General features: G+C 69.3%; 22 protein-coding genes, 1 tRNA gene and 1 other RNA gene. 14 read left to right on the plus strand and 10 right to left on the minus strand.

Translation table 11 applies throughout. The annotated features are described in order from the left end of the window. Positions 1–1,785, minus strand: a 1,785-nt coding sequence (locus ACLML9_RS17130) for a DNA polymerase III subunit gamma and tau (protein ID WP_411946469.1), incomplete at its 3' end; no start/stop codon positions are given. Positions 1,786–1,925: 140 nt separating this feature from the next. Between ACLML9_RS17130 and ACLML9_RS17135 the strand changes: the two genes are divergently transcribed. Together ACLML9_RS17135 and ACLML9_RS17140 are read left to right on the plus strand one after the other, a co-directional pair. After that, positions 1,926–4,205, plus strand: coding sequence for an MMPL family transporter (locus ACLML9_RS17135; RefSeq protein ID WP_411946470.1), 2,280 nt, complete (start codon positions 1,926–1,928; stop codon positions 4,203–4,205). Next, positions 4,202–4,894, plus strand: a complete 693-nt coding sequence (locus ACLML9_RS17140) for a TetR/AcrR family transcriptional regulator (RefSeq protein WP_411946471.1) — start codon at positions 4,202–4,204, stop codon at positions 4,892–4,894. Before ACLML9_RS17135 ends, ACLML9_RS17140 begins: the two co-directional genes overlap by 4 nt. Before the next feature lies 1 nt (position 4,895). Here the strand turns inward: ACLML9_RS17140 and ACLML9_RS17145 are convergent, their stop codons facing one another. Then, complete coding sequence (locus ACLML9_RS17145) at positions 4,896–5,807, minus strand: neutral zinc metallopeptidase (protein ID WP_411946472.1); 912 nt, start codon at positions 5,805–5,807, stop codon at positions 4,896–4,898. Between the two features lie 323 nt (positions 5,808–6,130). Between ACLML9_RS17145 and ACLML9_RS17150 the strand changes: the two genes are divergently transcribed. Then, positions 6,131–7,738, plus strand: coding sequence for a DUF2207 domain-containing protein (locus ACLML9_RS17150; RefSeq protein ID WP_411946473.1), 1,608 nt, complete (start codon positions 6,131–6,133; stop codon positions 7,736–7,738). A 165-nt stretch (positions 7,739–7,903) separates the two neighbouring features. Here the strand turns inward: ACLML9_RS17150 and ACLML9_RS17155 are convergent, their stop codons facing one another. Then, positions 7,904–9,181 carry an ROK family protein gene (locus ACLML9_RS17155; protein WP_411946474.1) on the minus strand — a complete coding sequence of 426 codons (1,278 nt, stop codon included), beginning with the start codon at positions 9,179–9,181 and terminating at the stop codon, positions 7,904–7,906. Positions 9,182–9,871: 690 nt separating this feature from the next. Here ACLML9_RS17155 and ACLML9_RS17160 point away from each other — a divergent pair. From ACLML9_RS17160 to ACLML9_RS17170, 3 genes are all read left to right on the plus strand, one after another. After that, positions 9,872–10,246, plus strand: coding sequence for a hypothetical protein (locus ACLML9_RS17160; protein ID WP_411946475.1), 375 nt, complete (start codon positions 9,872–9,874; stop codon positions 10,244–10,246). Positions 10,247–10,350: 104 nt separating this feature from the next. Further along, positions 10,351–12,123 carry a hypothetical protein gene (locus tag ACLML9_RS17165; protein WP_411946476.1) on the plus strand — a complete coding sequence of 591 codons (1,773 nt, stop codon included), beginning with the start codon at positions 10,351–10,353 and terminating at the stop codon, positions 12,121–12,123. Continuing rightward, complete coding sequence (locus ACLML9_RS17170) at positions 12,123–12,827, plus strand: ESX secretion-associated protein EspG (RefSeq protein WP_411946477.1); 705 nt, start codon at positions 12,123–12,125, stop codon at positions 12,825–12,827. The genes ACLML9_RS17165 and ACLML9_RS17170 overlap by 1 nt, the downstream gene beginning before the upstream one ends. A 25-nt stretch (positions 12,828–12,852) precedes the next feature. On the opposite strand, the gene ACLML9_RS17175 is transcribed toward ACLML9_RS17170, so the two are convergent. Beyond that, a complete protein-coding gene (locus ACLML9_RS17175; RefSeq protein ID WP_411946489.1) occupies positions 12,853–13,425 on the minus strand; it encodes an HhH-GPD-type base excision DNA repair protein in 573 nt (190 codons plus the stop codon). An 88-nt stretch (positions 13,426–13,513) separates the two neighbouring features. Between ACLML9_RS17175 and ACLML9_RS17180 the strand changes: the two genes are divergently transcribed. Continuing rightward, positions 13,514–13,699 (plus strand): hypothetical protein, encoded by a 186-nt coding sequence (locus ACLML9_RS17180; RefSeq protein ID WP_411946478.1) that lies wholly within the window; start codon positions 13,514–13,516, stop codon positions 13,697–13,699. Between the two features lie 60 nt (positions 13,700–13,759). Next, a complete protein-coding gene (locus tag ACLML9_RS17185) occupies positions 13,760–14,566 on the plus strand; it encodes a methyltransferase domain-containing protein (protein ID WP_411946490.1) in 807 nt (268 codons plus the stop codon). A gap of 18 nt (positions 14,567–14,584) precedes the next feature. Here the strand turns inward: ACLML9_RS17185 and ACLML9_RS17190 are convergent, their stop codons facing one another. Both ACLML9_RS17190 and ffs read right to left on the minus strand, forming a co-directional pair. Then, entirely contained in the window at positions 14,585–15,871 is a 1,287-nt protein-coding gene (locus tag ACLML9_RS17190; RefSeq protein ID WP_411946479.1) for an aminotransferase class I/II-fold pyridoxal phosphate-dependent enzyme, read from the minus strand. A 223-nt stretch (positions 15,872–16,094) separates the two neighbouring features. Continuing rightward, an RNA gene (gene ffs, locus ACLML9_RS17195) (signal recognition particle sRNA small type) lies at positions 16,095–16,189 on the minus strand. Positions 16,190–16,332: 143 nt separating this feature from the next. Between ffs and ACLML9_RS17200 the strand changes: the two genes are divergently transcribed. Next, positions 16,333–17,421, plus strand: coding sequence for a hypothetical protein (locus tag ACLML9_RS17200; RefSeq protein ID WP_411946480.1), 1,089 nt, complete (start codon positions 16,333–16,335; stop codon positions 17,419–17,421). Between the two features lie 44 nt (positions 17,422–17,465). Here ACLML9_RS17200 and ACLML9_RS17205 read toward each other — a convergent pair. Beyond that, positions 17,466–17,551 (minus strand) — tRNA-Ser (locus ACLML9_RS17205). Positions 17,552–17,696: 145 nt separating this feature from the next. On the opposite strand from ACLML9_RS17205, the gene ACLML9_RS17210 reads away from it, so the two are divergent. Next, positions 17,697–18,434: a hypothetical protein gene (locus tag ACLML9_RS17210; protein ID WP_411946481.1), complete on the plus strand. Its 738-nt coding sequence runs from the start codon at positions 17,697–17,699 to the stop codon at positions 18,432–18,434. Between the two features lie 25 nt (positions 18,435–18,459). On the opposite strand, the gene ACLML9_RS17215 is transcribed toward ACLML9_RS17210, so the two are convergent. Next, the gene (locus tag ACLML9_RS17215; RefSeq protein WP_411946482.1) at positions 18,460–19,803 is read right to left on the minus strand and encodes a wax ester/triacylglycerol synthase domain-containing protein; all 1,344 of its coding nucleotides are present in this window, start codon (positions 19,801–19,803) and stop codon (positions 18,460–18,462) included. A 112-nt stretch (positions 19,804–19,915) separates the two neighbouring features. Continuing rightward, the gene (locus ACLML9_RS17220) at positions 19,916–20,113 is read right to left on the minus strand and encodes a DUF397 domain-containing protein (RefSeq protein ID WP_411946483.1); all 198 of its coding nucleotides are present in this window, start codon (positions 20,111–20,113) and stop codon (positions 19,916–19,918) included. 457 nt (positions 20,114–20,570) lie between these two features. On the opposite strand from ACLML9_RS17220, the gene ACLML9_RS17225 reads away from it, so the two are divergent. The 3 genes from ACLML9_RS17225 to ACLML9_RS17235 are packed head-to-tail and all read left to right on the plus strand — an operon-like array spanning position 20,571 to position 22,835. Beyond that, a complete protein-coding gene (locus ACLML9_RS17225) occupies positions 20,571–21,122 on the plus strand; it encodes a DUF309 domain-containing protein (protein ID WP_411946484.1) in 552 nt (183 codons plus the stop codon). Next, entirely contained in the window at positions 21,119–22,057 is a 939-nt protein-coding gene (gene gluQRS / locus ACLML9_RS17230) for a tRNA glutamyl-Q(34) synthetase GluQRS (protein ID WP_411946485.1), read from the plus strand. The genes ACLML9_RS17225 and gluQRS overlap by 4 nt, the downstream gene beginning before the upstream one ends. 46 nt (positions 22,058–22,103) lie before the next feature. Beyond that, the gene (locus ACLML9_RS17235; protein ID WP_411946486.1) at positions 22,104–22,835 is read left to right on the plus strand and encodes an RDD family protein; all 732 of its coding nucleotides are present in this window, start codon (positions 22,104–22,106) and stop codon (positions 22,833–22,835) included. 12 nt (positions 22,836–22,847) lie between these two features. Here ACLML9_RS17235 and ACLML9_RS17240 read toward each other — a convergent pair whose 3' ends face one another. Beyond that, on the minus strand, positions 22,848–23,363 hold the full coding sequence (locus tag ACLML9_RS17240) for a DUF4190 domain-containing protein (protein WP_411946487.1): 516 nt from the start codon (positions 23,361–23,363) through the stop codon (positions 22,848–22,850). Between the two features lie 37 nt (positions 23,364–23,400). On the opposite strand from ACLML9_RS17240, the gene ACLML9_RS17245 reads away from it, so the two are divergent. Continuing rightward, entirely contained in the window at positions 23,401–24,174 is a 774-nt protein-coding gene (locus ACLML9_RS17245; RefSeq protein ID WP_411946488.1) for a queuosine precursor transporter, read from the plus strand. Positions 24,175–24,349 lie beyond the last annotated feature (175 nt).

The following is a 24,349-nucleotide window of genomic DNA, read 5'->3' on the forward strand; positions in this document are numbered from 1 at the left end:
GGCGCCGGGGCCCCCGGCCGGTTCGGCTGCAGGCCCGGCCGCCGCGGGCGCTGGGGCGATATCGGAACCCGTCTCGCGGTCGGCGGGTGGCCCACTCACCGGCGGACGGGCCGCGGTCTCCGGGCTCGCCGGTCTGTCGGCCGAGGTCGAACTCGTACCGGGTGAAGTGTGCGCGCCGGGGGTGCGGCCGTGTTCCGCCTGTACCGGGCGGCCGGTCGAGTCCGGTTCGGGAGCCTGGTCCGGTTTCGACGGCGCAGCGGCCGGTGCTGGACCGGCCGTTGCCGTCTCGGCCGCACGGACGCCGGGCTCGGGACGCCGCGGCGCCACCGAGCCCCCGTCGACCGCATCCACCGATCCCGCGGGGGCAGGTGACATCTCCTGGTCCGGACCGTCCCGGTCGGGCGCGGGACTCGTCGCATCCGCCACTCCGGCCGCCGGCGGCTCGGCGGCCGCCGCGCGTTCCGGCGACCGCCCGGTCTTGGATTCCCGCAAGGCGGCCAGGGCTTCGGCCCCCCGGCGACGGGACGGGTCCGACGCGGCAGCCGGCCGCGCGGACGCCGGGGCGGCCTCGGTGGGACCGGATGCCGGCGCCCCGCCTGCGGGCGCCGCGCCCGGGGCCGCGACGACACCGGCGTCGACCCGCCGTTCCAGCTGTTCCAGCCGCTGCAGGGTCGCGGCCTCGGATTCGTCCGCGGCGGGCAGCAGCATCCGTGAGCAGACGACCTCGAGCAGCAGCCGCGGCGCGGTGGCCCCCCGCATCTCGCCCAGCCCGGCGTGCAGGAGTTCGGCGTAGCGGGTGAGGGCCGCGGGCCCGAGCCGGGCGGCCTGCTCGCGCATCCGGTCCAGCAGGTCGGCGGGCGCGGCGACGAGTCCGCGTTCGGTGGCGTCGGGTACGGCCTGCAGCAGGATCAGGTCGCGCAGCCGCTCGAGCAGGTCCACCGCGAACCGGCGCGGATCGTGCCCGGCCTCCATCACCCGGTCGACGGTGCCGAACAGGGCGGCGCCGTCTCCCGCTGCCAGCGCGTCGACCGCGTCGTCGATCAGCGCCACATCGGTCACCCCCAGCAGTGCGACGGCGCGCGAATAGGTGACGCCCTCGGACCCGGCGCCGGCGAGCAACTGGTCGAGCACGCTCAAACTGTCGCGCGGGGATCCTCCGCCCGCGCGGATCACCAACGGGTACACCGCTTCCTCCACCGGCACCTGCTCCTGTTCGCAGATGCCGCCGAGCAGGCCGCGCATGGTGGCGGGGGGCAGCAGCCGGAAGGGGTAGTGGTGGGTGCGCGAGCGGATGGTCGGCAGCACCTTGTCCGGCTCGGTGGTGGCGAAGACGAAGATCAGATGCGCCGGGGGTTCCTCGACGATCTTCAGCAGCGCGTTGAATCCGGCCGTGGTGACCATATGCGCCTCGTCGACGATGAACACCCGGTAGCGGGATTCGGCGGGCGCGTAGAAGGCCCGGTCGCGTAGTTCGCGGGTGTCGTCGACACCACCGTGGCTGGCGGCGTCCAGTTCGATCACGTCGAGATTGCCCCCGCCACCCGGGGCCAGCGATAGGCAGGAGGCGCAGGTGCCGCAGGGCGTGGAGGTGGGGCCCTGCGCGCAGTTCAGCGAGCGGGCGAGGATCCGGGCCGACGAGGTCTTACCGCAGCCGCGCGGACCCGAGAAGAGATAGGCATGACTGATCCTGCCGGTGTCGAGCGCGATAGACAGCGGGTCGGTGACATGCTCCTGGCCCACCACGTCAGCGAACGTTGCCGGTCGGTACTTCCGGTACAGAGCCACGGCCAGAGGTTACCGGCGGAGACCGACAACGCGCACCCGGCGTGGGTACCCGCCCACCACGCAGTCCGGCTCGCCTCTTCCCTCCTTGGGTTAACAGCGTTACGCTAACGCCACTAACTTACTGATTCGGGGGCCACCACATGTTGATCCGCGTCGCGCAGTTCACCACGAGATTCCCGCGCGCAATACTCCTCGGCGCACTGGCCGTCGCACTGCTGTGCGGGATCTTCGGGGCCACCGCGGCGGCCGGGCTGAAATCCGGCGGATTCGTCTCCGCCGACGCCGAATCCATCCGCGCCGCCCAGCAGCTCACCGACAACTTCGACGGCGCCGCACCCAACTACATCCTCCTCGTCGAATCGCCGGAGGGGGTCGACGCGGATCCGGTGCGGGCCCGCGCCCTGCAGGTCATCGATGCCGTGCGCGCCCACCCGGACACCGACAGCGTCCAGTCGTACTGGACCGCGCCGTCACCGGCGGTCGCGAGCGTGCTGCGCAGCACCGACGGCGAATCCGGGCTCATCGCGGTCAATTTCGCGGGTGACGAGACCCAGATCCAGGAAGCAGCGGGCGAGCTCGGCGAGCAGGTCACCGGAACGGCCGACGGGGTGACCGTCCGGGCCGGCGGTACCGCGGCGACCTTCCACGAGGTCAACGACCAGATCACGCACGATCTGGCCGTCGCCGAGACCGCGGCGATCCCGCTCACCCTGGTGGTCCTCGTCCTGGTATTCGGCAGTCTCGTCGCCGCCTCGCTGCCGCTGCTGGTCGGACTGTTCGCGATTGCCGCCACGCTGGCGATCCTCAAGCTGTTCACCCTGTTCACCGACGTTTCCATCTACGCGATGAACCTCACCACCGCGCTGGGTCTGGCACTGGCCATCGACTACAGCCTGTTCATCGTCAGCCGGTTCCGGGAGGAACTCGCGGCCGGTCGCGACCCGCGCGCGGCCACCGTCCGGGCCCTGCAGACCGCCGGTCGCACCGTGCTGTTCTCCGCGATCACCGTGGCGCTGTCGCTGTCGGCGATGCTCGTCTTCGACCTGTACTTCCTGCGCTCGTTCGCCTACTCCGGCGTCGCGGTGGTGATCGCGGCCGCCGTCGCCTCGATCGTGGTCCTGCCCGCCGCGCTCGTACTGCTCGGCCACCGCGTCAACGCCCTCGACCTGCGGGCCCCCCTACTGCGCCTGTTCGGCCGCGAACCCCGGCCGCTGGGCGCCATGGTGCCGGAGCAGACCGGCTGGTACCGCCTGGTCAAGCGGGTCATGCGGGCCGCGGTCCCGGTCTCCGTGGTGATCGTGGCGCTCATGCTGGCGCTCGGCTCGCCGTTCCTCTCGGTGAAATTCGGCTACCCCGACGAGCGGGTGCTGCCCGCTTCGGCGGCCAGCCGGCAGGTGGGCGACGAGATCCGGGCGGAGTTCCCGCGCGCCGATCCCGGCGGCAACACCACGATCGTGCTGGACGGCTATCGCGACGAACGCGGGGTCGGCGAATACGCCGCCCGGCTGTCCGAGGTCGACAACATCACCGGAGTGCTGTCCAGCGCCGGCGTATACGTCTCCGGGAACCGGCTCGCCGCCACTCCGCCGGGTATGGCGAACGACACCGGCACATACTTGACCGTCAACAGCACAGTCGACCCGTTCTCCCCGGCCGGCGCGGAACAGTTGGACGCGTTGCGGGCGATCGACCCACCCGCCCCGGCCCTGTTCGGCGGCTCGGCCGCGGTGAACGAGGACTCGCTCGACGCACTGGCCGAGCGGCTGCCGCTGGCCGGTCTGCTCATCGTGCTGTCCACCTTCGTGGTGCTGTTCCTGTTCACCGGCAGCCTGATCCTGCCGTTGAAGGCCCTGCTGCTGAATACCCTCTCGCTGACCACCGCGTTCGGCGCCATGGTGTGGATATTCCAGGACGGCCACCTGCAGGGGCTGCTCGGCTTCACCGCCGTCGGCTACCTGGTGCCGACCATGCCGATCCTCATGTTCTGCCTGGCCTTCGGGCTGTCCATGGACTACGAGGTGTTCCTGCTCTCGCGGATCCGGGAGGAATGGCTACGCCGGCGCGCCGAGTACGGCGGCACGGAGTCGGCACGGGAGGCCAACACCGAAGCCGTCGCGGTCGGAGTGGCCCGCACCGGGCGGATCTTCACCGCCGCGGCCGTGCTGATGGCCATCGTGATCGGCGCCCTCACCACCTCCAAGGTGTCGTTCATCCAGCTGATGGGCCTGGGCCTGACCCTGACCGTGCTCGCCGACGCCACCCTGATCCGGGCCCTGCTCGTGCCGGCGCTGATGAAACTGATGGGCCCGCTCAACTGGTGGGCGCCGAAACCGCTGGCCCGCCTGCACGACCGGATCGGGTTCAGCGAGGAGCCCGTGGACGCGCCGGGAGCCACCGCCGAACCACCGGTGCGCGTATGACCGGGCGGCCACGCTCCCCGCGCGGGCACGGCAGCCGGTTACGCGCGGAGATCATCACCGCCACCCGGGAGCTGCTCGAGCGCACCGGCGACGTCGGCGCGGTATCGATCCGCGCGGTCGCGGGTGTGGTGGGGGTCAGCGCACCCTCCATCTATCGCCACTTCGCCGACAAGGACGCGCTGATCGAGGCGGCGGTGGCCGAGGTCTTCGAAGCACTGAACACCGCGATGCAGGCGGCGGTGGATCCAGCGGACCCGCCGGCGCTGCGCCTGCACCGTCTCGGCCTCGCCTACGTACGGTTCGCCCTGGACCACCCCGAGCAGTACCGCCTGGCGACCATCCCGACCACTCATCAGGGCGCGGTGGACATGGTGCTGACCAGTGGCGCGTTCCGGTACTTCGCCGCCACGGTCGAAGCGGCCATGTCCGACGGCCTCATCGACCGCGCGGACCCCACCCCGCTGGTGCTCGAACTGTGGGCGGCGGCGCACGGCATCGCCTCCCTGCTGCTCGCGAAACCCTATCTGCCCTGGGGAGATCCGATGGACGTCGCCGAAAGAGTGCTCGACGCGGCATGTTTCGGGCATGTGCTCACCGAGCTGATGGGCCCGGGCAGGTCTCCCGCCGAAATGACCCAGTGGGTGATGGACCTCCGCGCACGGATACGCGAACCGGATTCGTCCGGCTGATTCAGCTCACCGCGTCGGCCGGCGCGGTGAAGGTGTTGCACTCGGCGGTCAGATTGTGTTCGACGCCCAGGCCGAACCAGCGGCCGCCGTTGTCCGGAGTGCCGTGATCTCGCATATCGCCGTGCCGATCGCCACGGTGATCGGCGTCGGTCCGGGCGTCGGTCATCTGGTCATCGGTGAGCGACCCGCCGTCGGCCGAGGAGATCAGATACATGCCGTCGAAACAGTTGGCCTGCAGTTCCACTCGCCGCGACAGTTCGAGTCCCTCCGGACTGCGCGCCCCCGCGTCGACGCGGGCGCTGTTGGCGGCGAGCAGGATTCCGGACATGTTCTGGATGTGATGCCCGTATTCGTGGGCGAACACCGACAGGTAGACCACCCAGTTGTCGTGGTAGTAGTCGGTCTGCAACTGGCTGACCGGCATATAGATGGTCCGGTTGGCCGGACAGTAGAACGCGGCGAAGTTGTCGGTCGAACCGGTGCACGGCGTGGTGATGCCCTCGGTATCCGCCGACACCAGCACCGTCGGTGGCTCGAACGGCAGGCCCGCATCCGCCAGGACCGGCTGCCAGGCCGCCTCCAGGCATTTCTCGGCGCTGTCGAAGAACGCCCGGGCCGTGTCCTCATCCGTCGACCACGACGCATACTCGCAGTTCGCGGGGACAAGCGTCGCATCCGGGTCGGTGAGTAGCGGATTGTTCCCGGTTTCGGCGGGACCGGTTTCGCCGACGTCATAACTGTGCTCCGGCTGCGGGTCCAGCACTTGCAGACCGTCGGAATTCAACGCGCCCCGCACGAGTGCGCCGACCAGCACCAGGATCAGCGCGAGCACCACCAGCAACGTACTGCCACTGCTGCGCCGGCTACGCGGCCGCGGCGCGTTGGGTACCCGATAGGGCACCGGTGGCGGCATGGGTGGGGCGATGATCGGGCGATAACCGGAGATCGGGCCTTGCCGGGGATAGCCCGGCGGCGGCCGGTGGGGAAACCCCTGCGCGGGAGGGTGACCGGGCCGGGGCGGCGGATAACCACCACCCTGGGGCGGATAGGTCGGACGTGGCGGTCCACCGGGCCGGGGACCGTACGGGGGCCGGCCACCGGGCGGTATCGGCTGCCTGCCGGGCGGTACCGGTCCGCGCCCGTAAGGTGGTTGCGTCACTCCCCCGGACCCCCTCGCCTTCTCCGAACACCAACAGCCGCTGACGCAGGATAGCAAGCTGTCTAAGGTATCGAGTCATGCTCACATTTCGGGGGGGCGCGCTCGCGCTGCTGCTCGCACTGACCGGATCACTCGCCGTTTTCGGGACGAGCGCGCCGGCGGCCCGGGCCCAGGAGCCGGTCGGTTCGATCCTGTACCTGGATATGACGCTGAACCGCGAGGGCATCCTCGAAGTGACCGAGCGCGTGACCGTTCCACCCGGCGAACGGTTCACCATGACGCTACCGCTGCGGGTGCAGATCAGCGAGGACTCCGAACGCCGGTTCGGCGTCACCGACATCGAGACCAGCGGCCCGGGCAGCGCGACGATCGCCGACGATCTGTTCACCGTGGACGCGGGTCCCGGGGAGACCACGGTCCGCTATTCGGTACGCAATACGGTCAGCGAGGCCGAGGGCAGTCAGGTCTTCCGCTGGTTCGGGGTGCTCAATGTCGATCTCGCCGAGATCCATGCCTCGCTCATCAGCCCCAGTTTCGAGATGGGCATCGTGGAATGCCTGCTGGGCCCGATCGGCCACACCCGGCCCTGCGCTCAGGTCCGGGTCGAACCGGACGGCGTCATGTATCTGGACCAGACGAATCTGCGCAAGGGCGAATCGGTCGACCTGACCCTGCAGATTCCGCCGGGCACCGTACCGCCGAACGCCGATATCACCGGCCCCGGCGATTCACCGTTCGCGGTGACCGGGCCCGTGCTCGTGGCGTTCGGCCTGCTGGTGGCCGCCCTCGTCGCACTGGCCGCCTACATCTTCTGGGTGCGCAGGCAATCCGTCCCCGCCGAGCCGATGGAACCGTTGGTGCGCAGCGGTGGGCGCACCCACTTCAGTTCCCCGGCCGGCATCCTGCCCGGTGAGGCCGGAGTCCTGCTCGACGGTCACTCCGACCCGACCGATATCGCCGCCACGGTGGTGGATCTCGCGGTCCGCAACTATCTGTGGATCTCGCGCGTCGGCGAGACCCAGTGGCGGCTGACCCGGGTGAATCCGGCCGACGACCAGCTGCGCGCCTACGAGCGGACGGTCTACGACGCGCTGCTGCCGCCCGGTACCGACGCGGTCACGATGGCCGAACTCGCCGCGCCCGGCCGACTGCCCACCGAACCGCTGCGCCGGGCCATGGTCGCCGACGCCGTCGACCGCGGCGCCTTCATCGACCCCCTGCGCCGGCGGATCCCGCTATGGCTGGGCGGCGGCCTGATCGTTCTCGGCGCCGCGGTGACCGTCCTCGCCGCCCTACTGGCCGGGCATGCCCTGGTGGGTGTGGCGATCGCGCTGGCCGGTGGCGCACTGCTCGCGGCCCAGCGGTTCCTGCCGGTGCGCACCGCCTTCGGCCGGACGCTCACCGCGCAGGTCCGCGGATTGCAGCGAGGTCTGGAACAGGTCACCAGCCGGCAGATCCCACCCGGCGACCGCGAACTCGTGTTCTCCCGCGGTCTGCCCTACATGGTGGTCTGGAGCCGAGCCGACAACTGGGTCCGCACCTTCCGCGATATCGACCCCTCCGCGGACGACGATCCCGGGCTGTACTGGTTCGGCGGTTTCGAAGGCGACCGGGACCTGCACCGGTTCGCCGTGCACTTCCCTTATTTCATCACCGCGATCGAATCGCTGTTCCCTGCCGGATAACGTGAAAACCCCGTGCGGCGATCGCCGCACGGGGCACGTCCGGGCGCTAGCGCCTCGTGCTGCTTTCACCGGGCATGAGCGAGCGCCGGCGACCGGTCAACACACTGACGCGGAGGCCGAAGCGCAGGCGAAGGTATCGCACTACCGCTTCCGGGCCTGACTCGCTCATGCCGTGACCCGGCGCAGCGCGGCGAGCGGATCGGCGTACAGCGCGCTCAGCGAGGTGACGACGGCCGCGAATTCCTGCACCTTGGAGGCGTATCCGGAGACCCGGATATCCGTGGGCGGCAGCATCGTGGATTCGTTGAAGGCACGCGCCACATGCGCGAGCCCGGGGCGGTAGGTCGTAAACGCCTGCCCGCCCAGCACCACCCGGTCGGGGTTGAGCATGTCCCGGACCAGTGCCACTGTCCGGCCGAGCACGGTGGCCCGTTCCGCCAGCAGTTCGCGGGCCGGTTCGGAACCCCGGGCCGCCGCACGGTAGAGGTCGGCGATGCTCGAGCTGGCTTTGCCGTTGTGCGCGGGGATGATTCCCCGTCCGACGGCGCGCGCGTGGAGCCCACGGTCGCCGACGGTCGCCTCCAAGCAGCCGCGCCGGCCGCATGAGCATTCGATATCGGAGCCGGTGGGCAGATGCGCGATCGAACCCGGGCCATTGCTCGGCGTGTGCACCCGGCCGTCCAAGGTCACCGAGATCCCGGCGGTTTCCCGGACATAGAAGTAGAGGCTGCTGCCGTGTGCGGCCCGGCCGGAGTCCTCCGCCGCGTCCTGGCTCACGCCCGGCAGCAGCAGTTCCGATGCGGCCATGGCCTCGACGTGCGGGGCGATCGTCACCGGGAGACCGAGCACCTCGCTGAACACCGCACCCACCGGCGCGGCCTGCCAGCCCAGTTTCGGGTGGTCGACGATACCGGTACCGGGATCCACCCGGCCGCCGATCGCGACGCCGACCCATAACGGGGTGCGCCGGTACCAGCGCTGCAGAAAGGATTTCGCGCTGTGCGCGACGGTTTTGACCGCGAACTCCTGGCCGGTCTGCGGGGTGGCGATGGTGAGGCCGCCGAGAATACGGCCGCGCAGATCGGAGACCACGATCCGGGTGGACGCCGCGCCGATGTGCACACCGAGGGTTCCGAACGTGTCGTGGTCGACCTCGAACGGCACCCGAGGCCGGCCGACCGCGCCCGAGGCGGTCAGATCGGCGCGCTCACGCAGCAGACCGGCGGTGAGCAGCGAGGACACCTGGCGATTGACGGTGGCGATGCTCAATCCGGTGGCCCGTGCGGTCTTGTCCCGGAATACCGGTCCGGTGGTGGCGGCCCGGAGCACGGCCGCGGCGGGATTGTCCGATAACCGCAGGTCAGGGGCTATGACCGGACGAGGAACTCGGGTACGAACAGGTGAAGCCTGCGACGCGGTGCGTTCGGCGGTGCGGACAGCCATATGAATTTCCTCGATGAATATTTCCCGCGAAACGGGATATGCCTACAACTGAAACGAGGCGGCTGGGAGATCCAAATCGCTCAACCGCGGTAACGGCGGCAACACAACTCGCGAGTGAGGGGCAGACGCAGACCGAGAGCGGCGGTCACATAGGTGACCTTCCGCGAGTCGGCGCTGCTGGTAGACATAACAAATAAATTAACATCTCCCCGGGCACAACACCAAGGTTTCGGCGATCTTCGCCTCGCGGGCCCGTGCGTCCGTCCTGCTCGACTCTATATTTTCACTGCCACATCGCCCGCCGTCGGGCGATGCACGGTCATTCTCGACGGGCCCGTGGTGTGGTATCGGCCTCCTATCCGGCCCGTGGTGAATTCGAAAGGTAGCCCGATCGAATTCTCCGTTATCGTCCGGGAAATAAGGCCACCCTTGAAACCCGTTATTTTCCGTCGGCGTCCGGAGAATATTCTCCGCCGATCTCCGGAGAATATTTCCCGCGCAACCGCGGACAATATTCCCCGTAGACCGGCGGACACTCGGAGCCCGTCGGCACGGCCGGGCGCATGGTCCGGTCCGCCGCGCCGCCCGCGCTCCGGAAGGCACGCCCGACGAACCGCGAAGACCCTGGTACACGCCATTTTCCGCTGCTATGCTCCGAGCGCACGGTGGGGAGTCCGAAGGGGGAAGACGATGCCCGTACCAGATCTGGGTCAATCGGCGGCCGCGAGCCTGTACGAGGCGGCGCGGGCCGGAGAGTTCCATATGACCGAAGCGGCCGCGCGCGGCCTGGCCGAATCGTGCGACCGGCTCGCGGAGCGAATACGGCAGGCTCGGGTGGACGCGGCCGCCCTCACCGGGGTACGGGGGTTCCCGGAGCTGCCGTCGGGCCACGCGCTGACGCGGGGTTTCGCCGCGAAGGGGCAGGAGTACCTGGACACCCTCAGCGCCTTCGAACAGACGGCGCTGCGGCACAAGGCCGCGTATCTGGCGGCCGCCGCTCTTTTTCTCGAGGCCGATGCCGCCAACAGCGCGGCCCTCGCCCGCACGGTGGCGGATACCGCATGAGATGCGGCAGTATGTCCAATTACGCAGGGGTGCAGAAAAATTGAAACCATGCGGTCCGATGTGCCGGAGCGGCTCGCCGGATCGCGCAACCAAGGGGGCCGACAGTGGCGCAGCAGGGGCAGCCGGGTACCGCGGGGGCGGGCACAGACCCGGCCTACGTACCCGACCGTGAAGTATTCGGCGCGTACACCCATCAGCAGATCTGGGACCTGGTACACGAAGAACTGGCGCCGGCCGAACTGAGCCGTCTCGCCGAGACCTGGGGCCATACCGCGACCGCGGTGGAGACCGCCTTCGACGAATTCGCCCGCGATCTCACCCGGTTATCCGGTGACTGGTCGGGTCTCGCGGCGGTGGCCGCCGCACGGGCCGCCGCCGCGTTCGTCCGGGCCGGCGACGACGCCGTAGCGGTCTGCCGGGTCGTCGAACAGTTGCTGTCGGCCGATTCCGCCGCCGCCGAATCCGTCCGCGCGGCGATCCCGCCACCACCCGGCCCCTATCTGCCGGACCCGGACCCGGCTGTCGAGGCAGCTGCCGGAGTGCAGCGGCGCACTGCCTACAACACCGCCGCGGCGACCCTGACGGCCGAGGCCCAGGACGCCATGACCTTCGGCTACAACCCGACGATCCCGGCCAGCGGCGACGCCGTACCCCGATTCGCCGCGCCGGTGGCCGGGGCTCCGGACGATGAGCCACCCGCCGCCGGGGCACCGGCGCGGCCGGACACACCGGCGGCGCCGCCGTCCGCGGAATCCCGGCCCGGCCGCACCCTATCGGAGGAGGCGGTCACCCCGCCGCAGTCGGCGAGCCCGGCGTTCGCGCCGGACGGCAACCCGAAAGAGCCGGGCGGTGATCCCGTCCCGGGCCGCGCCGAGCCGGATCCCGAAGCTCCCGTCGCCGTACGCGGCAGCGAAAGCGACGATTCACCGGCGGCAACACTGCGGCCGGACACCGAGACCGCGGCAAGGTCTTCTCTCGCGGGGCCGGCGCCCTCTGCCGAGGCGTCCGAGTCCTCTCCCGATGCGCCGGCACCGCTTTCCGGTACACCGGCGCCACCTCCCGATACACCGGCGCAACTTCCCCATACGGCAACGCCGCCTTCCGATACAGCAACGTTGCCTTCCGGCGCGGTAGGGAATCCGTCCGACTTCCCACCGGGAAGCGACACTGCCGGTTCGGCGGGCACGGCGACGGCCGCCACCGCCCCGGCCGCGCCATCCACTGCGCCCACCACCGACCGCGGCGCCGCGGACAGCGCCGGCTCCTCTGGTCCGGTCCGGACGCCAGGCCCGTCACCGCAGCGGGCCGGGTTTCCGGACCGAGGCGATCCGAACCCAGCTCCCGCGGGGATACCGCCCCGATCGCCGGCGACGGCCGGATGGAGTCCGGCAGAAACAGCCGGCCGCGCCGATACCACCCCCGCCGCCCCGCACGGCGGTCACCGACCGGCCCCGGTCGGCTCGGCGACACCGGCCGCGCCCCGGCCCGGCCCCACCGCAACCGAACCCGACGCAGGCGCCGCGGCGGCCCAGCGACCCGGTCAGAGCGAACAGATAGCCCGCTCCGTCCCCTCCCGACCGACCACCGAAACGGCACGTGAATCACTCGCTCCCCCGGGCGCCGGGACGGACCCGACGACGAACCAGAGATCCGAACATCCCTGGACCCGGACGGTGCGACCGAACGGGTTCCCGCTGCCGGCCGCCCCCGGACCGGTGCCGTCACGCGCACCCGACGGCGAACGCAGCAGTCCGGACTATCTACACCGACCGAACGAGCAGCTGACCGCTACCCCGCCCGCCGTCCCGCCGGTCTTCGGTGAGTACACCGGGACCGAGGACCCGGACAGAACCGGACCGGGTGACGGGAGCCGCTGATGGATTGGGCGTTCACGCCGGACGAGTTCGGTCATATCTGGCAGACCGAGACCGGGCTCGACCGGCGGCCCCACCCCATCGACCTGGCTCCCCGGGCCACCGTCGGCACCGAGAGTGCACGGGCCGCGCTGGGGCTGGACTCCCGGTTTCCACCCAACAGCGATGCCGATCTCACCGGTACGCTGCGTTTCCTCGCCCGCACCGACGTCACCCGGGTCACCGTCTTCGGCGACGAGTTCGATGGCGACCGGCGCCGACCCGACCCGATCCTCGCGCTCGCCGTCGCCTTCGGAAACTGGGGCGCGGTGATCCGCGCGCATTCGGGGCAGGTGAGCATCACGGCCTGTCACGCCCGGAATATCGGTAAGCACCTCGCCACCGTGCTCGGGCCGGCCGCACCCGGAACCCTTCCGGCCATGCGGGAACCACGAGAGGCCGTCCTCTGCCCGGATCCGGACCGGCAACAGCCGGGCCGGGCCGAACGGCTGCGCGAGATCCTGCACCGGCCCATCGACGCACGAGGGTTCTTCACGGTCGCCGTGGCCCCGGAGGACCCCATGTCACCGCCACCGGTACACCGCACCTGGCTGGATTTCACCGGCGACGGCCGCTACCTGCTCGCCGCGGGCAGCCATGTGGCGCTGACCCCGGTCGGCGAATCCGATCTGGCCGCCGAACTCACCCGGCTGGCGCGAATACGCTGACCCGCTCGCAGGCCGGAGGCCGGGATCATTTCTGCTTGGCGGCAGCCTTCATCTGCTTCTTGAAGGCACGCACCTCGAGCAGGGTCTCGCCGTCCACGATATCGGCCGCCGAGCGTCGCGAACCCGGTTCGGCGTAGTCCCCGGCGGCCGCTTCCCACCCGGCCGGGTGCACCCCCAGTTGCTTACCGAGCAGTGCCAGGAATATCCGGGCCTTCTGGTCGCCGTACCCGGGCAGCGCCTTCAACCGCTTCAGTACTTCGCTGCCGTCGGGGTCGCCGGCGGTCCAGATCGCGGCCACATCCCCGTCGTAGTGTTCGATCACGTAGCGGGCGAGGTCCTGGATCCGCCGGGCCATGGACCGGCCGTAGCGGTGGATGGCGGGCGGCGTCGCGGCCAACTCCTCGAACTCGCCCTGATCCGCGGCGGCGATCGCGTGGATGTCCAGTCCGCCCATCCGGTCGGCGAGCTTCTTGGGGCCCCGGAAAGCGTGCTCGAGCGGGTACTGCTGGTCCAGGAGCATCCCGATCAGCAGCGCCAGTGAGCTCTCCGAGAGCAGCTCGTCGGCCGCGGGTTCCTGCGCCAGACACAACTTGGCCATGCCCTGCTCCTCACTCTGGACTACCAGCGATGATCCCACGGCCGCCGCGCCGTTCTCGACCAGGCGTACCTCCGCGTTCGCTCCGGCCATGCGCTCCCTGCGTACCTCCGCGTTCGCTCCGGCCATGCGCTCCCTGCGTACCTCCGCGTTCGCTCCGGCCGTGCGCTCCCTGCGTACCTCCGCCTTCGCTCCGGCCATGCGCTCCCTGCGTACCTCCGCCTTCGCTCCGGCCATGCGCGGTCTATGGATGTGCTTCCCCAGCTGCACCTATTAGGCTCGCCCCATGCCAGACACGGCGACAAAGCCACCCACCACACTGGATGGACACGGACCCATGGACAGTTTCGGGTTACGCCCCGACCGTTTCGATGCCGCGGGCCAGGACCAGCTGGTCGATATCCGCGATCTACAGGCCACCCTTCCGGGACTCACCCGGCTACGCGACTGGGCACACGAGGCCCTGGCGCTGCAGCCGGGTGAGCACGCGGTCGATATCGGCTCCGGCACCGGATCGGAGGTGATCACCTTTGCCGACGCGGTCGGGCCCACCGGTTCGGCGTCGGGTGTGGAACCCGATCCGCACCTGCTCGCCGCGGCCGTCGCGCGCGCCGCCGAGGCTCGTTCATCGGCCACGTTCCATTCCGGTGACGCCTACGGCATCCCGTTCGGGTCCGCCGCCTTCGACGCCGTGCTGTGCGAACGCGTGTTCCAGCATCTGACCGCGCCCGCCCGGGCCGCGCGCGAAATCGCCCGGGTACTGCGTCCCGGGGGCCGGGCCGTGGTGATGGATTCCGACTGGGGATCGGCCATCGTGCACCCCGGCGAGCATCGCGTGGTCCGCGAGGTGGTGGATACTCTCGTCGCGGCGACGACCAACCCCTACTCGGGCCGCAGGCTGGCAGGTCTGCTGACCGCGGCCGGGCTGGAGGTGGCGGGTACCGGCTCGCAGGCGCTGATCCAGGACCGTTCGGTCGGGGCCGGAGCGCTGGTCAGCCGGGTCTCCGCCATGGCGGTGGCCCGGCGGGTGATCACCGAGGCCGAACGCGAGAAACTACTCGCCGATCTGGCCCGGGGTGCGGCGGCCGGTGATATCCACCTCTCGGTGACCATGTTCGCCGTACACGTTCGCAAACCCGCCTGACCCCCGACCTTCCGGCTCCTACTTCAGCAGTTTCTCGGTCGCTGCCAGCAGCACGCAGGTCGCCAGGCCGTCCATGGCCTGCTCGAGCTCTGGCAGCGCCGGGAAACTGGGGGCGATCCGGATGTTCTTGTCCTCGACGTCGTTCTTGTACGGGAAGGCCGAACCCGCCGCGGTCAGCGCGATTCCGGCGTTCTTCGCCAGTTCGATCACCCGCGCCGCGGTGCCCTCGAGTACATCGAGGCTGATGAAGTATCCGCCCTTCGGTTCGGTCCAGGACGCGACCTTCGACGCGCCCAGCCGCTCCTCGAGAATCCGCAGGACGAGCGCGAACTTGGGCTCCAGGATCGCGCGATGCTTCTGCATATGTGCCCGCACGCCGGCGGCGTCGGTGAAGAACCGCAGATGGCGTAGCTGATTGACCTTGTCCGGGCCGATGCTCTTCTTACCGGCATGGCTCAGGTACCAGTCCAGGTTCTCGGTCGAGGCGCCGAAGAAGCTGACCCCGGAGCCGGCGAAGGTGATCTTGGAGGTCGAGGCGAAAACCAGTGGCCGGTGCGGATTACCGGCCGCCGCGGCCAGCGACAGGACATCCAGCACCGGCGCCGCGGTATCGGTGAGTGGGTGCACCGCGTAGGCGTTGTCCCAGAACAGCCGGAAATCGGGGGCCGCGGCGGGCATCGAAACCAGTTCGCGCACCACGTCTTCGGAGAAGACGACACCGGTCGGGTTCGAATAGTTCGGCACCGCCCACATGCCCTTGATCTGCGGATCGCCGGCCAGCAGCTCGGCGACGACCCGGGTGTCGGGACCGTTGTGCCGCATCGGCACGGTGATCATCTCGAAACCCAGCGATTCGGTGATCGCGAAATGCCGGTCGTAACCGGGGCTGGGGCATAGGAATTTGACGGTGGGCTCGTCGGCCCACCGCCGCGGCGAATCGGGTAGCCCGAACAGGGTCGCGAAGACGATGGTGTCGTGCATCAACTCCAGGCTGGCGTTGTTGCCCGCGATCAGATTGTCGACGCCGATACCGAGCAGTTCGCCGAAGATGGCCCGCAGTTCCGGAAGTCCGTGCAGCCCACCGTAGTTGCGGCAGTCGGTACCGGTGCCGTCGCGGAAGTCGCCGTCGCCGGGCAGCGACAGCAGCGCCGAGGACAGGGCGAGTTGTTCCGGCGAGGGCTTTCCCCGGGTCAGATCGAGGGTGAGCTGAGCAGCCTGCAGCGTCGCGTAGTTCGCGGACTGGAGTTCGTGCTCGGCGGTGAGTTCCTCGGGACTCATCAAACCGATCTGCGTTTGCCGGGGCATCGTGGACAGCCTTTCCACCTGGTGAGTGCTCGCTTGCGGACGACCGCTGGATCCGGCCGCCCCGAGCCACGTTACCCGGGCACCCGTCACCGCCGGGAGGGGTTGGGAGTCTGCGCGCTGTGTTCGATTTCCCCGATGTCGGCCACAGAGATGGGCCATCCGGAGCAGGAGAAGGCAGAAGTCGAGCGCTGAGGTACGTCTCGAGTAAAAGGCCCGCGCCTGAATAAGGGGACCCCGCGCACCCGGCAGAGCCCGTTGACCCTTGCTGCCTTCCGGCCCTGGGGGAGTTCACAGGATGCGCGCCGCGCGGGATCCGTCGGCCAGTGTAGCGGCTACCTCCACCGCGCGCTGCGGGGGGCCGATACCGCTCGCACCGGGCCGGGTACGAGCAGGCCCCGTGCTCGCTACCATTCTTCTGAGTCGGAGGGGATATTCCCTCACCACACGAGGGGATGGCGAGGATGACCAAGGAGAATCCGCCGGAGCACGAGCGCGCGGAGCAGACGAAGTGGTGGGAGACACCCGGGGCGGGCGAGTCGGGGCCGGGCAGCACCCCGGGCGCGGATCCGACGATGGTGAACCCGAACGCCGCCGCGCAGTTCCCCGGCGACCAGAACCCGCACGCGGCGGCGCCGCCGTACTCGAGCGGTCAGCAGCAGCATCCGAGCGGGCAGCAGCCGTACTCGAGTGGGCAGCAACAGCAGCACCCCGGGGGACAGCAGGCTCCGAGCGGGCAACAGCAGTTCCCGAGCGGGCAACAGCAGCATCCGAGCGGGCAACAGCAGCATCCGAGCGGGCAACAGCAGCATCCGAGCGGGCAGCAGTACGCCGGCGGGCAGCCGCAGTACCCGCCCCCCGGCCCCGCGTGGCAGTCCAGGCCGTCCGGTTTCGGAAGCCCCACCGGATACGGGGCCGCCGCGACCGCCCGTTCGCGGTCGAAGAACAACACGGCCCTGATCGTGGTCGGAGCGGTGCTGTTCGTGATCCTGTTGATCTGCGGGATCGGGGGGATCGCGCTGGTGAACTCCGACTCGGGGTCCGAGGGGACAGACGGCGACTACGGCATGGAGAACGTCACCAACGCCTGTGACCTCATCGACGCCTCCGTCCTGGACCAGTGGGCCGCCAACCGCGACGAGACCACCCATCAGGAGGACGCTCCGGCCAGTTATGGGGGCGGATCGCTGAACTGCCAGGTCAGCAATGAGGGCACCGACTCCAACAGCGCCCGCCTCGGCCTCGACGTCACGTTCGACAGCGAATACGGCTCGTACGGCTACGACGACTGGAAGAAATCCGATACCGCCACCACCGGCACGGATTACTCCTCCGGCGCGGTGACCGGACTGGGCGAGGACGCCTACTACTCGGCCCAGATCAACGACTACTCGTCGTTCCAGACCCTGGACTACACGGTCGCGGCCAAGGACAGCAATGTCTCGGTCAAGGTGAACATGTACATCACCTACGACGGCGTGGTGGATCGGTCGACGGTGGACCGGATATGCCGGGACCAAGTCGGCAAAGTCCTCGACGAACTGCGCAAATGAAACGAATCCGCCGGTAGCAGGACTGCTACCGGCGGATTCGGCGGCGGAGGATGCGGGATTCGAACCCGCGAGGGCTGTTAACCCAACCCGCGTTCCAGGCGAGCGCCATAGGCCACTAGGCGAATCCTCCGCCGAGCAGCATACCTGCCACCCCGGCGCATCGTGAAAACGCCCGCTCATACCCGGCCCGGACCCCGGCACACCGACCGCTCTCATAGCACGAATCCCCTTATCCGGCAAGATATCCAGTAGTTTGCCGCGCTGATCACCCAATTGTGACGGCCGTCGCGCCCGCTCGCGCCGACGGTGCCATGATGGGCGCCGTGGATCCCCAGGTGATCGAAGTCGTTCAGAGTTCCCCGGCTTGGTGGCAGTCGTGGCTGCCACTGCTCGGTTCGCTCGTCCTCGGCGGCGTGGCGGTGATCGCGGTACTGGTGAACAACCGGACGAACCGGGATGCGATCGCCGCCGCCGACGAGCGCGCTCAGCGCACCCTGGCCGCCGCCGCCCAGCAACAGAACGACAGTGCCAAACGCCAGGTCGACACGACCCGGCTGCAACTCGACGCCGCCCATCACCAGGTCGAGTCCGCGCACGCGGTGGCGCTCGGGCAGGCCGGTGAGAACTGGCGCCGCGGCACCGTGGTCACCGCGATAGCCGATACGCTGAGCATGTCCGGCCGGATCTGCCAGGCGTTGCGGCGGGACGAGGAGTGGACCGACGAGCTCATCGGCGATCTGATCCACGATCTGGAGGACGGCTCGGAGCGAGCGAACGTACTGCGCCTGGTCGGCTCGGACCAGCACTACAAGCAGTGGCGCCGGCTGGCCGATACCCTCTCCGACGGGCTGCTGGCCGCGCTCACGCTCCAGCGCAAGAAACTGCAGGACGCCCCGGCCGAGGAGATCCGCGCCGCACGCGACCACAAGAACCAGTTGCTCGGCGAGGTCCGGGTGGCCGAACGCGAACTCATCGGCGCCACCCGCGAAGAGCTGGAGATCGAACCGAACTGAGCGGTCGACGCGCAGTCGCGCCCACTCAACCGGCGCCACGCACGGCGTGCAATGCCATACGCAGGTGTTCGGCATAGTCGTCGAGGTCCGGAACGACCGCCGGGTCGGCGTGCAGGGACAAGGTGACGGTGTCGCCCATCCCGTGGATGCCGTGCGTGAGATGCATCACCGTGCCCAGCGCGGGAAAGCCGCCGGTGAATCGGACCGGGGCCGCACCGAAGCGCAGGTCGGCCGGGCCGCGGTCGACGCTGGAGACAACGGTATGACCGGTGATCCGCTCGGGCACGAGATCGATCGGGTAGTTCCGTACGTCGCGCCGCAGTAGCAGCGGGGGGAGAACCGCGGTCACCGCGTCCTGCGCGCCGAGCAGTGGATGGAGGGCCCGTTCCCGCCGGGCGGCCAGCTCCGCGGTGATCGCCGCGGCACGCCGCGCCGGGTCGTCCTCGCCGATCGCCAGATCGACGCCGAGGCTGCGGTAATTGTTGCGGACCCCGGGCCGGGGCGGTACCGCCATCGGCACCTGAGCGCCCAGGGCGGCGGGCTCCGCACCGCGCTCGCGCAGATACCGCTGGAGCGCGAGCGAGATGGCCGTCAGGCCCGCCACGGTGACGCTGCGGCCGGGCATCCGGAAATCCTCCGTCCGGCAGACCAGCATCCGTACCGAATGGCCGGTGACCTCGCCCGGCATATTGAGGGCCTCCGGCGGGTACCCCGGCGCGGCCGGAGGCACCCGCCCGGCCGCGGTGAGTTCCGCGAGTTCGGTCCGGGCCCGGCCGGCGGCGAGTCCGCGCCGGAGAGTCCGCGCGATACCCGGTGGCAGGGCCAGCGCCCCGCGCCCCGCCCGCACCGCCATCCGGGCACCCGATAGCGGGCGCGTACCCGGTGTGGCCGCGGCGCCGGGGTCGTCGGTGAACAGGGCCCGGGCGATTCGGGACGCGCCGCGGCCGTCGACCAGTGCGTGCGAGATCTGCAGCACCACCACGGTCACCGCCGGATCGGGCGCCGGACTCTCCCGGATACCGCGGAAGATGTGCAGCCGCCATGGATGCCGGGCGGCATCGACTCCGGTGCCCAGTAGCCGTCCCAGAACCGCGAGCAGGTCGGGCCAGTGCGGCCGGTCGAGCCGGTGCGTGACGAACTGATCCGGTTCGGGGTCGGCGGGAACCCACACCGGGTAGGACAGTCCGGTGGGGTCCGGGCGCAGCCTGACCCGCAGCTCGGGGATCGCGGCGCACCGCCGGACGACAGCATCGCGCAGTCGGCTGTTCTCCCAGGCGGATTCGGCGAAACAGTAGAGGAGGAACTGGTCGTTGCGAGTGCGCCGGGAGAGCCAGTACATGGTCGCGTCCGGGGGCGCCAGCGGGATCACCGGCCGACCCTAATGGATGCCGCCGGGCGTGACCCATCCGCGGTGCGCGCACGCAAAGGCCCCGAACCCGCCAACGGGTCCGGGGCCGCCTTGCCTGATATCAGGAAAACCGTCAGGCCCCGTGGAAGTCCGCTGCCGATACTCCGGACAGGAATTCGGCCCACTCGCTCGGCGCGAAGGCCAGCACCGGCCCACTGCCGTGATCCTTCGTATCACGGATCGCCACGTTGCCGTCTACGAGAAATGCCACCTCCACGCAGTTCCCGTCCGGGCCGCTGTATGTACTCTTCCGCCACACAGCACCCGTCATATCCACCTTCACGGCACTGCACTCCTTCGCTGCGTCGATAATGATATTCGATTCCTGCATAGTTCCTGACTAGCTGGTATCCGGTGGATGCCACCGAATACACGGATGCACGCGCAGATAGCGAGCAAATATCCGGTATGCCAGTATCGGACTCGCACTTCCGCGAACACATCTGACGCGGTGACCAAAACCCCACGTGAGGACGGCCCGCTCTTCGAACACTAGCAGGTTCACACCGGATTTGCCGCTCTCTTGTGAACTGCGCCAATGCGTTTGGCAACACTACTAAGATGCCGTATTGCTGTGTAATTGCGGACTTATAAGGATGACTTTGCTTCAAAAAAAGCCGGGGCGGGTCCACTAAATAGCCGAAAGTGCTTGTTATGTGATGGTCTGATTATCATTTGTCAATACCCCTACCGCTCCGGCGACCGCGCTGCGGCGGGATGATGGCGGCATGCCCGAACGCGATCGAGACGAACAGGGGCGCGCCACCAACGCCAGGCCCCGGGACCGACTGGGGCGCCCGCTGCCGCCGGGAAGTCCCGGCGTACCGCGGATACCCGACGACCTGAACCTCGCACCCGCCGCAGCCCTCGACTACGCCCAGCAGTTGCTGGATCAGGGACTGGCGTTCAATGCGCACGAAGTACTGGAGTCGGTCTGGAAGAACGGCCCGGATGCCGAACGCATGCTGTGGCAGGGTCTCGCGCAGTACGCGGTCGGCCTCACCCATATCCAACGCGGGAACCCGAAAGGCGCACGTACGCTGCTGGAACGCGCTGTCGGGCGGCTCCGGGCCTTCGATCCGGCCGCCGCCGGGTACCCACCGGGAAAACTCCCCTACGACCTCGACGGACCGGGCCTCCTCGCGCACGCCGAAGCCCTGCTGACCGACCTGGCCGCAACCCCGGGAAACAATGACGGCGCCGCCGGACACGAACGCCCCGCCCCACCGGATATCGACCCGTCCGGGCTGATGCCCCGGCTGCGCCGAGACCTACCATGACCCGGATGCCGTCCACCACGTCCGCCGCACCCGCAGGGCGGTACGCGCCCAGCCCGTCGGGGGATCTGCACCTGGGCAACCTGCGCACCGCCCTGCTGGCCTGGCTCTTCGCCCGCGGCACCGGCCGCCGGTTCGTGCTGCGTGTGGACGATCTGGACCGGGTGCGGCCCGGTGCCGAGGAACGCCAGCTCGCCGACCTGCGGGCCATCGGACTCGATTGGGACGGGCCGGTGGCCCACCAGTCCGACCGCCTCGACCACTACGCCGCGGCCGTGGACCGGCTCACCTCGGCCGGACTGACCTACGAATGCTTCTGCACCCGAAAGGAAATCCAGCAGGCCGTCACCGCGCCGCACGGACCGCTGGGCGCCTACCCCGGCACCTGCCGTGACCTCTCCCCTGCCGAACGCGCGCAGCGTCGCGCGGCCGGCCGTCCCGCCGCGTTGCGGCTGCGTTCGGCCCATACGGAATTCGAGATCCTCGATCACCTGCACGGCCGGTACCGGGGCCCGGTCGACGATCTGGTGCTGCGCCGCGGCGACGGCATACCCGCCTACAACCTGACAGTCGTGGTCGACGATGCCGAACGGGGGGTTGATCAGGTGGTACGCGGCGACGATCTGCTTCCGTCCACACCCCGGCAGGCCTATCTCGCCACACTGCTCGGACTCCCGGTACCCGAGTACGCGCATGTTCCGCTGGTGCTCAATACCGAGGGCAAGCGGCTGGCCAAACGCGACGGTGCGGTCACCCTGGCCGATCGGCTCGCGCGCGGAGAAACCGTCGACCGGGTGGTGGGCAGGCTCGCCGCCTCGCTCGGCCTGGCGGGCCACAGCGCGGCCGAACTGCTCCCCGGATTCGACCCGGCCCGGCTCCCTCGCGACCCCTGGGTGCTCGACCCCGACAGCTTGGTGGTCGCGGGCCGCTGTCCGTAACCTGGCCTGCGACCAGGTCTTCGGATTTCGAGTTCAGGCAGGCGAGATGACCAGTGGCGGGTACGACCCCAGCAACCACCCCCAGGCCGGGCAGCCGTACGGGCAGCCCCCGCAGTACCCGCAGGCCGGGCAGTACGCTCCTCCGCCGGGCCGATATGCGCCACAGCCGGACCCGTACGCTCCCCAGCCGCCGCACTACAACCCGCCGGCCGGACAGCCACAGCCCTACGGACAGCAGGCCCCGCCCGCCCCTCCGGCCCAGCCCGCTCCCCGCTACCAGCAGACAGTGTTTCCGGAAGCACAGTACGGCGGACAGCAGTACGGGCACTATCAGCCCACGTTCGGCGTCCCCGGCAACCTGTGGCCGCGATTCGCGGCCCGCCTGATCGACAATCTCATCATCGCGCTCCCGCTGGCCCTGCTGCTCAACTTCGTCCTCATGCCCAACCTGACCGGTCTCACCGGGCCGGCGGTCAGCTACGCGATCATCTTCGCGGTCACGCTGGTGTACTACGTGCTCATGGAGTGGAAGACCGGCGCCACCCTGGGTAAGAAAATCCTGGGCCTCAAAGTCGTGGCACCGGACGGGGCGCCCACCGTCCCGCCGCTGCTCTCGCTGAAACGCAATATCTTCCTGGCGGTGCTGATCGTGCCCTGTGTCGGCTGGGTGGCCGGGGCCGCGCTCATGCTCTACACGGCCGCCACGCTCGACAAGAACCCGAACCGGCAGGGCTGGAACGACAAACTCGCGGGCGGCACCCAGGTCATCGCGGCCTGAGTACCCGGCGGGTCAGGCCCCCGCGGCGCTCACGACGATCATCACCACGAACCAGATGAGTCCCAGGGCGATCAGGCCCACCCCGATCCAGATACCGGCGAGCGCCATCCCACGGCCCTCCTGGCCGCTGTCGCGGATCTGGTTGAGCGAGATGACGCCGAGGATGATTCCGACGATCGAGGTGGCGCCGCAGGTCGCGAAACCGGCCAGCGAGGTGACCAGTGAGGCGATGGCCAGGCCGTTCGTACCGCGATTGGCCGGATAACCGTAGGGCTGGTAGCCCGCCGGATATCCCGCCCCCGGCGCACCGTAGGGCGGCGTCCCGGGGTAGGGGGCCGCGGGCGGTGGGGTCGCGTACGACGCTTGTCCGGGCGGCGCTGCGGGAGCCGCGGCCGGGGTGGAGGGGTACGGCGGTGCCGAGGGATAACTGGAAGGTTCGGACGGATGCTGCCCGGCAGCGGGGTCCGACGAGACGCCCGACCCCCCGTACTGCTTCCACCACTCGTCGGATTCACCGGGGTTCGTCATGACTACAGCCTATTCGAGAGTTTGATTGGATAGTCGAGTGGAAGATTCGAACAAAACCCCCTCACCCGGCAAGTCTGGACACCCCGCGCCCGCACATGCGGCCCACGCACAGGTGGCGCGGGGGTACTACACACCGATCGTCGTACTGTTCACCGCAACACTCATCGTCTCCAATATCTGCGCGACCAAGGGGGTGCAATTCTTCGCCGGCAGTTCGCTGACCCTCGGACCACTGGAGATCCTGCCGATCACCACCGATGCCGCGTTCTTCCTGTTCCCCCTCGCCTACATCGTCGGTGACGTGCTCAGCGAGGTCTACGGATTCCGCGCCACCCGGCACGCTGTCTTCTACGGTTTCGCCGCACTGCTGCTGACTGTTATCTGCTTCGCCGTCGCGATCCGGCTGCCCGCCGCGGTGTTCTACGAGAACCAGGAGGCCTTCCGCAGCGTCATCGGCAGCACACCGCAATTGGTGGCGGCCGGTCTGGCCGGTTATGTGGTCGGTCAGCTACTCAACTCCGCGACGTTGGTACTGATCAAGGAACGGACCCGGGAGAAATATCTGTGGGCGCGGCTGATCGGCTCGACGGTGGTCGGCGAACTCGCCGATACGCTGATCTTCTGCTCGATCGCCGCCACGGCCATCGGTATCGACAGCTGGGGACAGTTCGTCAACTATGTGATCATCGGGTTCCTGTGGAAAACGCTCTGCGAGGTGCTGGTCCTGCCGGTGACCTACCAGGTGATCGCGCTGCTGAAGAAACACGAACCGACCTACGCCCCGAGCGACGCCGCCCCGCTGCGCTCCTGACCCGGACCTGTTGTGCCCGGCCACCGCGCCGGGCACAACACACTCCGGTCACGCACTCCACGGCCACCGCCCGGCAGGCCCACACACCGTCCGTCTACTCCAGATGGTCTGCGTTCATGGTCGGGGCCCGCCCCCGATTCTGGTGCGTCAGAGAGATGGAGGGCTGCGACTGTGC

Source organism: Nocardia sp. NPDC002869, assembly GCF_046764065.1.
GTDB lineage: Bacteria > Actinomycetota > Actinomycetes > Mycobacteriales > Mycobacteriaceae > Nocardia > Nocardia rhamnosiphila.